The 13,748-nt window shown below is 40.6% G+C and carries 13 protein-coding genes; all 13 read left to right on the top strand.

The window, feature by feature from the left end:
* The first annotated feature begins 34 nt into the window (after positions 1-34).
* The 13 genes from AB3Y88_RS04880 (at position 35) to AB3Y88_RS04820 (ending at position 13,522) form a co-directional block, all read left to right on the top strand.
* Positions 35-1,354 (top strand): AMP-binding protein, encoded by a 1,320-nt coding sequence (locus tag AB3Y88_RS04880; RefSeq protein ID WP_056961779.1) that lies wholly within the window; start codon positions 35-37, stop codon positions 1,352-1,354.
* Complete coding sequence (locus AB3Y88_RS04875; RefSeq protein WP_056961777.1) at positions 1,351-2,511, top strand: thiolase family protein; 1,161 nt, start codon at positions 1,351-1,353, stop codon at positions 2,509-2,511. The genes AB3Y88_RS04880 and AB3Y88_RS04875 overlap by 4 nt, the downstream gene beginning before the upstream one ends.
* Complete coding sequence (locus AB3Y88_RS04870) at positions 2,508-2,870, top strand: hypothetical protein (RefSeq protein ID WP_054755777.1); 363 nt, start codon at positions 2,508-2,510, stop codon at positions 2,868-2,870. The genes AB3Y88_RS04875 and AB3Y88_RS04870 overlap by 4 nt, the downstream gene beginning before the upstream one ends.
* Positions 2,854-3,147, top strand: a complete 294-nt coding sequence (locus AB3Y88_RS04865) for a hypothetical protein (RefSeq protein ID WP_054755779.1) — start codon at positions 2,854-2,856, stop codon at positions 3,145-3,147. Before AB3Y88_RS04870 ends, AB3Y88_RS04865 begins: the two co-directional genes overlap by 17 nt.
* Positions 3,148-3,151: 4 nt before the next feature.
* The gene (locus AB3Y88_RS04860; protein WP_228889098.1) at positions 3,152-3,895 is read left to right on the top strand and encodes an SDR family NAD(P)-dependent oxidoreductase; all 744 of its coding nucleotides are present in this window, start codon (positions 3,152-3,154) and stop codon (positions 3,893-3,895) included.
* A complete protein-coding gene (locus tag AB3Y88_RS04855; RefSeq protein ID WP_056961773.1) occupies positions 3,892-4,746 on the top strand; it encodes a nitronate monooxygenase family protein in 855 nt (284 codons plus the stop codon). Before AB3Y88_RS04860 ends, AB3Y88_RS04855 begins: the two co-directional genes overlap by 4 nt.
* Positions 4,747-4,831: 85 nt before the next feature.
* Positions 4,832-7,366, top strand: a complete 2,535-nt coding sequence (locus tag AB3Y88_RS04850; protein WP_228889095.1) for a M1 family metallopeptidase — start codon at positions 4,832-4,834, stop codon at positions 7,364-7,366.
* Between the two features lie 658 nt (positions 7,367-8,024).
* Entirely contained in the window at positions 8,025-9,113 is a 1,089-nt protein-coding gene (locus AB3Y88_RS04845) for an ABC transporter substrate-binding protein (RefSeq protein ID WP_054755785.1), read from the top strand.
* A gap of 11 nt (positions 9,114-9,124) precedes the next feature.
* Positions 9,125-9,943: an ABC transporter permease subunit gene (locus tag AB3Y88_RS04840; protein ID WP_056961771.1), complete on the top strand. Its 819-nt coding sequence runs from the start codon at positions 9,125-9,127 to the stop codon at positions 9,941-9,943.
* Positions 9,944-9,955: 12 nt separating this feature from the next.
* A complete protein-coding gene (locus AB3Y88_RS04835) occupies positions 9,956-10,750 on the top strand; it encodes an ABC transporter permease (protein ID WP_228889093.1) in 795 nt (264 codons plus the stop codon).
* 4 nt (positions 10,751-10,754) lie between these two features.
* The gene (locus AB3Y88_RS04830) at positions 10,755-11,774 is read left to right on the top strand and encodes an ABC transporter ATP-binding protein (RefSeq protein ID WP_056961769.1); all 1,020 of its coding nucleotides are present in this window, start codon (positions 10,755-10,757) and stop codon (positions 11,772-11,774) included.
* Between the two features lie 4 nt (positions 11,775-11,778).
* Positions 11,779-12,648, top strand: coding sequence for a histidinol-phosphatase HisJ (hisJ, locus tag AB3Y88_RS04825; protein WP_228889084.1), 870 nt, complete (start codon positions 11,779-11,781; stop codon positions 12,646-12,648).
* Positions 12,649-12,664: 16 nt separating this feature from the next.
* Positions 12,665-13,522, top strand: coding sequence for a metallophosphoesterase family protein (locus tag AB3Y88_RS04820; RefSeq protein WP_228889079.1), 858 nt, complete (start codon positions 12,665-12,667; stop codon positions 13,520-13,522).
* Positions 13,523-13,748 lie beyond the last annotated feature (226 nt).

Below are 13,748 nucleotides of genomic sequence, written 5' to 3'. Positions count from 1 at the left end.
TTGTTAACCTTATTAAAAAAGAGGTTTACAATTAATGGATTTTTTTTGTCCAGAACAGCTTTTGGCAAAGTATCAAACACAAATTGCAGTTGTTGGAGCTACAAGACAATATAGATATATTGATTTGGCAAAACGTGTCCATGAAATATTAAGGACAGCCAACTTGGTCAAACCTTATATCGTAGTGGTAGGAGAGCAAAGTATCGATTTTATTTGTCGTTTTTTGGCGATTCACGTGGCTAAAAAAATTCCGATTGTAGTTAATCGACATGACCTAGTGCAAATCGAGCAGCTATTGGAAAAAATTGCGGGATACTGGCAATTCATGGATGATCTTAACGCAGCAGCAATTACTAGGGAAATCCCCAAGGGAAAGCGCGCTGCCAACTTGTTATTTTTAGGCATGACTTCTGGCACAACCGGTAACAGTAAGGTATATCAAAGAGATTGGGCTTCCTGGTGCCATGGGTTCACTGCCTGTCGTGAAGTATTTGCGCTAGACCAATATACGTGTCTTGCGACGCCTAGTCCATTGACGACATCGCTAGGAATGCATACTTTAATTTTAAGTCTGTATTTAGGTAAGCAGTTCTATTTGGATACAACTGTCAATCGTTCGAAAGAAGATGGAAATTTAATCCTATTTACAGTACCAACAATGTTGTCACAACAGCTGGCTTCCAGCTTACAAGTCACAACTAAACATTTTTTCGATATTGCGGCCGGAATTGTAACTTGTGGAGGAGAATTAACTCAAACCCTAGTAACGCAATGGCGTGCTGAACATCCTACTCAGAATTTTTATGAACTTTATGGTTCTTCGGAAACGAGTTTAGTAGCTTGGCAAAAAATTGTTTTTCAAAAACAACCTGGATGTGTCGGGCAGCTGTTTGCAGGAGTCCAGCTTGCGTTTAAAGAAACATGTGTGCAGGTTAAAAGTCCGTATGTATTTCAAGGTTACCTCGGTGAAACACGGCAACGGACAGACTTTGTTCAGACCGATGATGTTGGCTGTTTTAAAAATGAGCGTCTTTTTATCTGGGCACGTAAGAGTGAAGTTATTAATCATGGAGGTAATCGGCTTTACCCACGTGAAATTGAGAACTTGATAGCTGAACTGGTTGAAGAAGTGGTAGTTTTTGGGGTACCTGATGCGGTTTATGGGGAAAAGGTAGTCGCAATAGTCCGCGGTCAAAATTCCCGTAAAAAATTACAGGCACGGCTTGCACGAAGTTTACCTAGTTATAAGCTGCCACAGGAATATTTATTTGTGAAGCACATCCCACGGTCACTAAATCAAAAAATCTCAAGAACAAAATTGGTAAATTTATATCAACAAGGAGAATGGTCATGAAAAAAGAAGAAACATTGGTTAGTATTCTTAGTGCTAAAAGGCTGCCAATTGGAAAGATTCGTGGGATATATGGTGCCCAAAAGCCAGAAGACTTGTTTCAAGCATTAGTTACAGGGCAGTTACAGCAGCTAGAAAATTTTTCTGCGGCGCAAATTGAACAGGTTATTTTAGGCAATGTTACCAACTTAGGCGGCAACTTGGCACGTCGCTGTGCGCTTGCAGCGGGAATCTCGCCATTAATTCCCGCTGTGACAGTTGATTGTCAGTGTGCTTCTGGATTAGTTGCACTTGCCCAAGGAGCACAGCAGATTATAAGTGGTGCGGCCAAAGCTGTTCTTGCAGGTGGGGTGGAAAGCACTTCGACAGCGCTAACAGTGCTTGATCCGCAGACAAAACAGCCACTCAAGCGCTATCCGATGGTTCCAGCAGGGTATCCAGACTTGGAAATGGGAGTTGTTGCTGATTTGATGAGCAAAAAATATCATGTTTCACGATTACAGCAGGATGAATACGCTTATCATAGTCAGCAAAAAGCACGAGTAGCGTTTGAACAAAAACTGATTCAAGCTGAGATTGTCCCTTTTCAAACTGAAATTAAAACTCTTTGGCAGGATGAAAGCCCTCGATTTGAGACTTCACTAGCAAAGTTAAGCCAATTGCAACCAGTTTTTACGGAAGAAGGAACAGCTACAGCAGGGAATAGCTGTCCTATTAATGATGGAGCAGCGACCGTTATCTTAGAAAAATATCAGCAAGGCAAACAGGTTCAGGGATATTTACTTGATCAGGTCATTGTGGGCTTAAACCCAGTTGAGTTTTTGCGGGGACCGATTATTGCGACTGAAAAATTATTAGCCAAGCATCAACTCCAAATTGCTGATCTTGATGTTGTTGAGTTGAATGAGGCCTTTGCGGTTCAAAGTATTTTGTGTCAAAAAGAACTTGGAATTGAAGCGGAACAACTCAATCCACTCGGAGGAGCACTAGCATATGGACATCCATATGGTGCTACGGGGGCGATTTTGATGGCACGCTTGCTAAATAGTTTAAATCGCAAATCAGGTCCTGCCTTAGGACTAGTTACACTTTGTGTTGCTGGGGGAATGGGGATGAGTATGTTAATTGGTAATCAATTTTGGGAAGGTGAATTTAATTGAAGTTATTGAGGAACCAGAAAATTGAGTTTGAGCAGCAACAGTTGAAAACTTACCAAGAGTTCTTTGAAGCTACTGGATGTTTGGGCTGGGCACCGCTGCTCTGGCAAAAATTAAGTTTACCGAAATACTTAAAAAATGCTGCTGCTTATTTGCTAGAAGAAGAGGTTAGTCTGGATAGTGCTAAGCTTGTTTCAAATGCTGCACTAGCCTTGGAGTTGACATTGTTGAATGAACATAAAACGCAACACGGAAAATATATTCCCACACTTGAACTAAAGATCAGACAACAGGAGCAATTAATAGGGACAGTTAAGTTAAAATTATTAACGGAGGAATCGTGGAATGCAGCCAGAATTTAGAATAACCCGGGAAATACTTGCAGACTACTTGGTAATTGCAGGTGACCAAAATCCTAAACATAAGGGAGCCCAAGGGATTGTTCCTGGAAATCTGCTTTTAGGGTACCTAGAAAAGGAATGCAGTGCGCGGTTCTGTAAAAGTCCACAGAAAATGGCGCTTATTTTCCATAATGTAATTAAAGTTAACACGGTTATCAAGCTTAAAATAACGCGTACTCAAGTAGAAGTAACGGACCCAAACGGTTATTCAAAATATATTACAGGAACATGGGAGTAGGAAGATGACAAAGAAAATATTAATTACAGGTGCAACCAAAGGAATTGGCTGGGCACTTGCGCAAAAGGCATATTCATATGGATATGATGTGATTTTACACGGGCGCAATGCTACTGAACTGCAGCAACGCAAGTTGGAATTGGCACCTCAAGGAGAGCGCTGCACAACTGTTTGTTTTGATGTCCGTGACCGTAAAATTTTAGAGCAAGAACTCCAGAAAATCGATCGATTAAATGTCCTTGTTAATAACGCTGGGACGATTGCTGATAACTGGTGGTCAAAGATGACGGATGAACAATGGGATACAGTGATTGCAACCGATTTAACCGGTGTATATAATGTGACCTCAAGATTAACCGCTAAAATTGTTCCTGGAGGACACATTGTCAATATTACTTCACAAGCAGGTCTAAAGGGTAATCCGGGACAAGCAAATTATAGTGCTGCCAAAGCCGCTTTGGTTGGAATGACGTACACACTAGCGGCGGAGTTAAAAAGAAAACAAATTTATGTTAATGCTGTCGCCCCTGCGGCTATAACGGCAATGACGAGGCCAGTTTTAGAGAAATTTAGACAAAAAAATGGAAGTTTGCCACCAATGTGGCAGTTGGGAACGGCTGCACAAGTAGCAGACTTTATCATACAACACGTCCTTTCTACTCAAAAAACAGGGCAGGTGTTGGCAGTAAATGGAACTCGTCAAGGTTACTGGCTACCAGCACAGTATCAAAGGATGGAAGAAAGATGAGTCTTTGGTATCAGAAATTAGGATTGAAATATCCAGTTTTTCAAGGTGGCATGGCTTGGGCTAGTAACCCAGAATTAGTGGCGGCGGTCTCAAATAGCGGTGCTTTGGGAATTATTGGTAGTGGGGGGCGCTCGGCACAACAATTGCAAAAAATGATTACGCAGGTTAAAGAATTGACGAAGTCTGCCTTTGGGGTAAATCTAATGTTACAGGATGATAACATTGAAGAATTGTGTAAAGTTATCTGTTATGAGAAGGTACGGGTTGTCACCACTGGGGCAGGTACACCCAAATTATATTTAGCAGCATTGAACCAAGCAGGTTGCCAAGTTTTCCCAGTTGTTCCTTCTGCAACAATTGCACTGAAGATGTTTGCATTGCCAATTGCAGGTGTAATTGTTGAAGGACAACTAGCTGGTGGACATGTGGGGGATTTTCAGACAAAAGAATTGGTGCAGCAATTGGCGCTAAAGACTGCTAAACCGATTTTAGCAGCCGGGGGGATCTATGATTATCAAGATGCACTAGCAATGTATAACTTAGGGGCCGCAGGAATTCAAGCTGGAACAATTTTTTTAGCAGCACAAGAATGTCAGCTTCATCCCAATTATCGTCAGTTGTTAATTAAAAGTCATCCCAAGGCCACCCTTATTAGAATTTCCCAAAATGGTTATCGAGCCCGTGTTTTAAAGCTTGCTGTTAAGAATCAAAATATGTCGTTGCGCTTAGCGGTTCAAGCAGGGGACTTAGAGCGAGGAGCTTTCATGGCAGGAGAAGTTGCGGCTAGGATAACTAGGATTGAACCAGCAGCAAAGATTGTAGAACGCTTAACAAATGCTAAATGCGATTAAGTAAATTTATAAAGCATGGATAGTAGCACCTTTTTAACTGAAGTCGTATAATGGTTTTAATTCTAAAGAGACTAAAGGAGAAATTATGGCTGAATTGACACGCTTTTATCAGATGTTCCAACCGAAACATTATGATCTTTTTCTAAATATTGATCGCAAGGCAAAACAATTTACCGGCAAGACAACTATTACAGGCGCTGCCAAAGAATCTCAAATTGCTATTCATCAAAAGGATTTGACAATTATTTCTGTGCAAGCCAATGGACAGGCACTCCCCTTTACAACAGATCCAGCTGCAGATGCGCTGCGAATTGACTTGCAGCAAACGGGCAATGTTGAACTGACAATTACTTACAAGGCAGCATTGACGGATACAATGATGGGGATCTATCCTTCGTATTATGAGTTGAATGGAGTTAAAAAGCAGATTATTGGGACGCAATTCGAGACTAACTTTGCGCGTCAGGCATTTCCATGCATTGATGAACCCGAAGCAAAAGCAACTTTTGAGCTTGTGCTTAAATTTGATGAGCAGCCTGGTGAAACTGTTTTAAGTAATATGCCGGAAGCACGGGTTGAAGATGGTGTGCATTACTTTGAAAAAACTGTCCGGATGTCAACTTATTTGGTGGCTTTTGCATTTGGAGAGCTGCAAAGTAAGCTGACAACCACTGAGAGTGGCGTAAAGATCGGAGTTTTTGCTACCAAAGCGCACCAAGCTAATGAACTTGACTTTGCATTGGATATTGCAAAACGTTCAATCGAATTTTATGAAGAATTTTATCAAACACCCTATCCATTACCGCATTCCTGGCAGTTGGCCCTACCTGATTTTTCGGCAGGCGCGATGGAAAACTGGGGGCTGGTAACATACCGGGAAGCATATCTGCTCCTTGATCCGGCAAACACAGCACTTGACATGAAACAATTGGTTGCAACAGTGATTGCACATGAATTAGCACATCAATGGTTTGGTGATCTGGTCACAATGAAGTGGTGGGATGATCTGTGGTTAAACGAGAGTTTTGCTAATATGATGGAATATGTCGCAATTGATGCCTTGGAGCCTAACTGGCGTATTTGGGAAAGCTTCCAGACATCAGAGGCTCCGGCAGCTTTACAGCGAGATGCAACTGATGGAGTTCAGTCAGTCCATGTCCAGGTTAATAATCCAGCCGAAATTGACGCGCTTTTTGATGGTGCAATTGTATATGCTAAGGGGGCACGGATGCTCGTGATGGTCCGTGCGCTGATCGGTGACGACGCGCTTCGTACCGGATTGAAGAACTATTTTGCGGCACATCAGTTTGGAAATGCGACTGGTGCTGATTTGTGGGCAGCGTTAGGAGCCGCTGCTGGAATTGATGTCGGAGCAATCATGAATTCATGGTTGGAACAGCCAGGCTATCCTGTAGTCACAGCAGCAGTTGAAGAAGGGCAACTAGTGCTCACACAGCAACAGTTTTTCATTGGTGCGGGTGAAGAACAAGGACGCAACTGGCAAATTCCACTCAATAGCAACTATGCAGCTGTTCCAGCTATCTTGACTACCAAGAAGGTTGTCGTCGGTGATTATGCTAAATTACGTGCAGCGGCTGCGGAACCTTTCCGGTTGAATATCGGCAACAATTCACACTTTATTGTTAAATATGACACGACGCTTTTACAGGATATCTTGGATCAAAGCGCTAGCCTTGGAGCTGTTTCGCAGTTGCAGATTTTACAAGATCTGCGCTTGTTAGCAGAGGGACGTCTGCTTTCTTACGTTGCAATCGTTCCGGTTTTAACGCAATTTGCAAACAGCCATTTTGCAATTGTGAATGCTGCGCTATATCAGGTTGCTGGCAACTTGAAAAAATTTGTGACCCCAGACTCAATAGCAGAGCAGAATTTGCGTACATTTTATGATAAGTTGAGTGCAGCTCAAGTCACACGCTTGGGCTGGAATGCAAAAGAAAATGAGACAAACGACGACCAATTGACACGTCCGTATGTATTACGTGCAGCGTTGTATGCACGTAATCAGGCCGCAATTGAGGCTGCACATGTGTTATTTACTAAAAATAAGCACCAATTGGTAGCTTTACCAGCTGCGATCCGGGTCTTTGTATTAGCCAACGAAGTTAAGCACTTCGGCAGCGCTGCTTTATGCGAACAGTTGTTGCAGCAATATCGGCAATCAACGGATGCGAGCTTTAAGTCAGACCTATGTGCTGCGTTGTCAAGCACACCTGATGCTAACTTAATTGCACAGCTAATTGCGCGCTTTGAAGATGCAGATACAATTAAACCGCAAGATTTGCGTGCTTGGTTCCGCAATGTGTTAGCCAATGATGATGGGCAACAGGCGGCATGGGACTGGATTCGCGCTGAGTGGCAGTGGTTGGAAAAAACAGTTGGCGGTGATATGGAGTTCACAACCTATATTACAGTCATTGCAAGTATTTTCCATACGCCAGCGCGCTTAGCTGAATTCAAGGCGTTCTTTGAACCTAAAATTAAGACACCGGGCTTAACACGTGAAATTCAAATGGATATTAAAGTAATTGAAGGACGCGTCAACTTGATTGAAGAAGAAAAGACAGCTGTGAATGACACGATTGCACAACTCGTGAAGTAACAGTGCTGGTTGGAGAACTATTATAAAATAAAATTAGAGAGTGTGACATAAGTCGAAAAATTTGAGTGCTAACTCGAAACTACGAACATAGCGAGTACTTTGCTATGAGTAATTCGAAGTTAGCACTCAAATTTTGACTTATGGAACACGTTTATCCGGAATAAAAGAGGGGCTGTGACAAAATTTAACTTTTGTCACAGCCCCTCTTTGAAAAGGAAGAAGTGGACTAAGTATACCAGACTAGTACATATGAAAACTACAAATGAAAATTAAGTTTTTGATAAAGAGTAGGGCAAAAAGAATAAAGAAGAAACGAACTAATATTTTTAATTAAGGTAATTAATTATCTGCTTTTATAAATAAAAATCAGCCCTTTGTAAAGGACCTGTAAAATTAATTGGAGGACGCTGACTGAACGCTAAGGCTAACTTATTTTAAATTATGCAATCAGATGCTGATATAGCAGCCTTTTTTTGAAAAAAATATCCCGATAATGAAGGCTTGAATTTTAGGCGGCACAATAAAAACAATATCTTAATAAGCAATTAAATGCAACCTTAAAAATATTAGACGATTTACATGAAGTTTACCTTATTGTGATTATAAAATTTACAATCATATGATATCTTTGAAATTGTTGTGAAAGGAGATATTATTAATGAAAATCAGCAAGAAAACTAGCATTTTTTTAATCACTGCATTATTAGGGACAACTTTAGTAGGGTGCTCTTCTCAAAGCTCGGCAGGAACTTCAGACAATTGGAATACAATTGTCAAAAAGGCCAAAAAAGAAGGAAAAGTTAAATCAGTTGGGATGCCGGATACTTGGGCAAACTGGGTCGGAACTTGGAATGATATCAAGAGTAAATTTGGAATTTCTCATACTGATACCGATATGTCAAGTGCGCAAGAGTTACAGAATTTTAAGAAGATTGGCAAGAGTTCAAGTGCAGCCGATCTTGGTGATATTGGAATTAACGTTGGGCCGACAGCTGTAAAGCAGAATTTGTTAACCGCCTATAAAACGCAATATTGGGATAAAATTCCTTCATGGGCAAAAGACAAAAAAGGCTACTATGCGGCAGGATACACAGGAACAATTGCATTTATTACTGATACAAAAAATGTAAGTACAAAAGATGCACCAACTTCATGGAAAGATCTGGCTTCTGGAAAGTATAAAGTTTCTGTTGGTGACGTTACAACAGGTGCCCAGTCACAGTATGCAGTTTTAGCTGCAGCTTACGCAAATGGCGGTAATGAAAAGAACATTATGCCAGGAATTAAATATTTTGCAAAACTGCAAAAGGCAAATCGACTTTCATCGGTAGATTCAAGCGTTGAGAATCTGAAAAAAGGCGAAACCCAAGTTTCGATTGTCTGGGACTTTAATGCACTTAATTATAGCAACTTGATTAATGAAAAGGGTCGCTACAAGATTACGATTCCATCTGATGGTTCTGTAATGAGTGGGTACGCAGAGGTTATTAATAAGAATGCTGCACATCCATATGCTGCTAAGCTGGCACGCTCATACATCCTGTCTAAAGAAGGACAGATCAACTTGGCGAAGGGCTACGCACGACCAATTAGAACGGATATTAAGATTCCAGCGTCTATCAAGAGCAAGCTGCTTCCAGATAAAGATTACAAAAAGATTTACCATGTTAAGAGTAATGAAACTTGGAACAAAACAACTATTAAATTGGCACAATTATGGCAATCCGATGTTCTAGGCTCAAAATAAAGGGTGTTTTTATGAAAACAAAAGTCAAAATTTTATTTCCCTTTAGTCTATTAATTGCACTAGTACTGGTTTTTCCAGTACTTATTATGTTTTTTTCCAGTTTTCAGGGGACTGATGGCGGGATTGGAATTTCAAATTATACAGAGATTTTCAAGAACAATTATTATCGCAAGGCAATCATGAACAGTTTATATATTTCGTTGATTGCAGCAGTAATTGGTGAAATTTTGTCAATCCTTGGTGCATGGGCAATTTCGCGTCTTTCTGAGAAAACGCAAAATACGTTTCTTACGCTGTTCAATATGGCAGCAAGTTTTGCTGGTATTCCGTTGGCTTTTTCCTTGATTATTTTGTTTGGTAATTCAGGAATTTTGAAGGCTATTGCGACAGCTTCGCATCTGAGTTTTTTAGGAGCATTCAATGTCTATTCTTTACCAGGCTTGATCCTAGCGTATACATTCTTTGAAGTTCCGCTTGGGATAATGTTTTTATTTCCACCAATTAAGGAAATCAACTCAGATTGGAAAGAGGCTTCGCAGGTTCTGGGTGCGAATAATTGGTTCTTTTTAAAGAAGATCATTGTGCCCCTTATTTTGCCGAATATCATTGAGACTTTCATTATCCTTTTTGCAAACGCGATGGGAACTTATGAAACTATGTATGCATTAACGGGAAATAATGTTGTTTCTATTCCAATTGTAATCGGGGCGTTGACGAATGGTTCGCTTGATGCAAATATTCCATTAGCATGTGCGCTTTCAACAATTTTTGCTGCGATTATGATGCTGCTTGTTGCCTTAGGTAATAGGCTTACTAGGAGAAGTCGATAAAGAGGTGTCTTTTTGAAAAAAAGTAGTAATTTTGGTGCTAAATTGACCATTAGTTTGATTTCAATTATGTTATTAACACCCATTGTGGCCACGCTGGCCTATTCGCTTTCGACCTCATGGGTAAAGACAATTCTACCAACAGGCTTGACCTTTCACTGGTATGTTGTTTTGACAAGCAGTCCTTCATTTTTACCGGCAGTTTTACGTTCCTTTGGAGTTGGTGTGGCAACAGTGATAGTATCAATGGTAATTTTTTTACCAGTTATTTTTTACATCAACGTATATGAACCTAAATTGAAAGCTAAAATGCGGTTCTTAACGATTATTCCGTTTACTATTCCTGGAATTGTCTTGGTGACTGGGCTAGTACAGTTGTATGCTAATCTGCCGATCCCTAAAATAGTTGTGCTGATCTTGACTTTGACGGCGATTAACTTGCCTTCTTTTTATCAAAGCTTGAATAATGTTTTTATGGGCAGAGATTTTCGGGCAATGTTTGAACAAGCCCAGCTTTTGGGAGAAAGTCCAGTTGGTGCATTTATGCATGTCATTTTACCCAATATTAGATCAGGGGTACTGGTAGGTATGCTATTAACCTTCACGGGAGCTTTCAGTGAGTACGTCGTTACAAATATTTTCTTAGGCGGCGAGTTTGAAACACTGAAAATCTATATGTACCGTTTGATGAGTGTTAATGGAAATGCCGGAAGTGTCTTAACGATTATCTACTTTGGTTTTCTCATGATCATTTCGTTCTTACTTATTAAAACAGTGCACGGTAAAAAAATAGATCAGCGGAAGGAGTAAAAAGATGGATAATTTGGTTAACGTAGAAGATTTAAGTATTAATTTTGGAAAATTAAATGTCATTTCAGAGATGAACTTCAATATCAAGCAAGGCACGTTGACTTCAATTTTGGGGCCCAGTGGTGGCGGGAAAACGACCGTTCTAAGAGCAATTGCGGGTTTAAACCAGAATATTACGGGCAAGATCTTACTGGATGGGCAAGACATTACGCATTTGCCCGCGAATAAAAGAAATATTGGAATGATTTTTCAATCCTACGCGCTTTTCCCAAACCTAAGTGTTTCTGAAAACATTGCTTATGGCTTAAAGGTTCAAAAAAAGCCGCAAGCAGAAATTAATGCCGCAGTGAATGAGATGCTCGCGCTAGTAGGAATGGAGCAAAAAAAAGATACTTATCCAGACGATTTATCAGGTGGGCAAAAGCAGCGTGTTGCGATTGCGCGTGCAATGGTGATGGAGCCAAAGTTGCTGCTGTTAGATGAACCTTTCAGTGCGCTTGATGCTAAGATTCGGGTTGAGTTGCGGAATCAGATTAAGCATTACCAAGAAAAATTAGGGATCACAATGATTTTTGTGACGCATGATCAAGCTGAAGCAATTGCAATTTCTGATGATATCATTGTGATGAATGACGGTCAGGTGCAGCAACAAGGCTCCCCAATGGAAATTTATGCAGCTCCGCAGAATTTGTTTGTCGCTAATTTCATTGGCAATCATAACATCTTGAGTGGTCAAGAATTAGTTAAGCTGGGCTTGAAAAATGTGCAAGGAACATTGAAGTATGTTGTTCGTCCGGAATTGTTTGAAAGAGCAGAGAACCATTTGCAAAGTTCAGATTCGGTTGCAATCACCGGAACAGTGCAAAGTGCCTCTATTTTAGGTGATCGTGTCCAATATCTGTTTGAAAGCGCGCCTGGAATTATGCTGAAAGTTGAGAATTTGAATCACGCTAAACCATTAACGGTTGGAGCAAAAGAGACCTTGTATCTGCACTCCAAGTACGTTAAGGAGGTGGGAGCATAGTTTGTTGGGGCGAGATGATTTAAGCAAAATTGATAGGCGTACGTGGAATGGACATACACATACTGAATATTGTTCGCATGGGTCAGGCGAAGACAGCGAGCTGTTTATAGAAAAAGCGATTGCTGCAGGTTTCAAAACATATTCGTTCACGGAACACTTCCCAATGCCGCCTGCATTTTATAAAGATGCACAAGGTTCGCGACATGCCATCTATACTGCAGCAATGAGGAGCCATGAACTTCCAGCATATCTTGAAAAAATGCGGTATTTAAAAACAAAATATGAAGAGCAAATTAAAATCTTGGTGGGATTTGAAGTCGATTATTTTGAAAGATATCGGGAATGGACCGCTAGCAAATTGTTGGAATTCGGTGCAGAAATTGATGATGCGATTTTATCAGTACATTTTCTACCTACTAAAACAGGGCTACGAGCGATTGACGATAGCTACACTGATTTTTGTGCAGGCGTTTTAGCTGAATATCAGACACCTGTCGGGGTTGCCAATGCTTACTTGACCACTGTCTTAAATGCAATTAGATGGGAAACCATGAATAAACCAGTACGTTATGGACATATCACATTGTATCGTAAATGGCGTAATGAATTCTCACCAACTGTTCTTTGGCAGGATCAAACCACAGCGAACTTGCAAAGCAAGATCTTGGAAATAATTGCACAAAAAGGTGATTTGTTAGATTGCAACATGTCGGGCTTGGCTAGACAGTCACAGACCGAACCGTCTCCATCGCTGGAACTAATTAAAGCTGCACAAAAAAAGCATATTCCATTGGTGTACGGTGCGGATGCGCATGCAGTTGCTGCTGTCGCGCAAGCATTTGATTATTATATTCAGAAAAAAATGTATTTGTAGAAAGAGGTGTGTGTTGTTGAAACTAAAAGTGGAAGCTAATGCGCCGTTTAGAATCTGTCAATTAACAGATATCCATCTGGGAAAAGCACCGCTTAATGAGGCCGATCAAAAAACACTTGCTAAGTTGGAGCAGCTCTTTAAAAAGAAACAATACAATTTAATCATGCTGACGGGTGACCTACTGTGGGGGAAAGATAATTCTGTTCCCCAAGCGAGTTTGGAAAAATTATTTACAGTGTTGAATGCTACGAAGATCCCTGTTGCGATTACTTATGGTAATCATGATAGTGAAGGTGATTACGACCGAGCAGAGTTGCGCGCGTATGAAAAGCTATTGGAATTTCCAGCAGAAAAAAGCAATGTCTATACCGTTTTTGAGCGTGAAAACTATACGTTGGATGTTTTAACTGCTGCAGATGAAATCAGAAACAGAATTTTTGTATGGGATAGTGGTGCTTATTCAAAGTGGAACCTGGAAGTTGAGTATGCAGCGATTGAACCAGAACAAGTTAATTGGTTTCTTGAAAATGCACGCGAACGCAAGCAAGCAGATTTTGATTTAGGTTTCATGCATATTCCATTACCTGAATACAAGACGACGGAAAGTTCCGTCTTTGTCGGAACCAAGGGCGAAGATGTGTGTTCATCAGAACTTAATTCAGGCCTCTTTTATGCCTTTTTGCGCAATCAAAATATTAAAGCTGTTTTTGCCGGCCATGATCACGACAATAACTATCAAAAAACGTTCCATGGAGTACAGCTGACTTACGGGAATGTAACAGGCTACAATTGCTACGGAAGATTGCCAAGAGGCGTTCGGGAAATCACACTTTACGCTGATCATTGCGACACCAAACTGGTTAGTTTTGAGTAAGAAAAATAATTACTGGTGACAAAAATGCGAGTTAATCAGGGAATCTAATCCTTGAAAAGGGACCGCATATTATCTTGTTTATACAAATTAAGTTAGGGGCTGTGACAAAAGTTAAATTTTGTCACAGCCCCTCTCTTATTCCGGATAAACGTGTTCCATAAGTCAAAATTTTCCGTCTGACTTCGAATTACTCATAGCAAAGTACTCGCTATGTTCGTAATTTCGA

Source organism: Liquorilactobacillus satsumensis, assembly GCF_964065465.1.
In the GTDB taxonomy this organism is placed as follows: domain Bacteria; phylum Bacillota; class Bacilli; order Lactobacillales; family Lactobacillaceae; genus Liquorilactobacillus; species Liquorilactobacillus satsumensis.
This window is presented reverse-complemented; position numbering and strand designations above follow the sequence as displayed.

Excerpts from the sequence above, each read along its gene's own strand:
- AB3Y88_RS04880 (WP_056961779.1), top strand. The coding sequence starts at position 35 with ATGGATTTTTTTTGTCCAGAACAGCTTTTGGCAAAGTATCAAACACAA.
- AB3Y88_RS04875 (WP_056961777.1), top strand. The coding sequence starts at position 1,351 with ATGAAAAAAGAAGAAACATTGGTTAGTATTCTTAGTGCTAAAAGGCTG.
- AB3Y88_RS04865 (WP_054755779.1), top strand. The coding sequence starts at position 2,854 with ATGCAGCCAGAATTTAGAATAACCCGGGAAATACTTGCAGACTACTTG.
- AB3Y88_RS04860 (WP_228889098.1), top strand. The coding sequence starts at position 3,152 with ATGACAAAGAAAATATTAATTACAGGTGCAACCAAAGGAATTGGCTGG.
- AB3Y88_RS04855 (WP_056961773.1), top strand. The coding sequence starts at position 3,892 with ATGAGTCTTTGGTATCAGAAATTAGGATTGAAATATCCAGTTTTTCAA.
- AB3Y88_RS04850 (WP_228889095.1), top strand. The coding sequence starts at position 4,832 with ATGGCTGAATTGACACGCTTTTATCAGATGTTCCAACCGAAACATTAT.
- AB3Y88_RS04845 (WP_054755785.1), top strand. The coding sequence starts at position 8,025 with ATGAAAATCAGCAAGAAAACTAGCATTTTTTTAATCACTGCATTATTA.
- AB3Y88_RS04840 (WP_056961771.1), top strand. The coding sequence starts at position 9,125 with ATGAAAACAAAAGTCAAAATTTTATTTCCCTTTAGTCTATTAATTGCA.
- AB3Y88_RS04830 (WP_056961769.1), top strand. The coding sequence starts at position 10,755 with ATGGATAATTTGGTTAACGTAGAAGATTTAAGTATTAATTTTGGAAAA.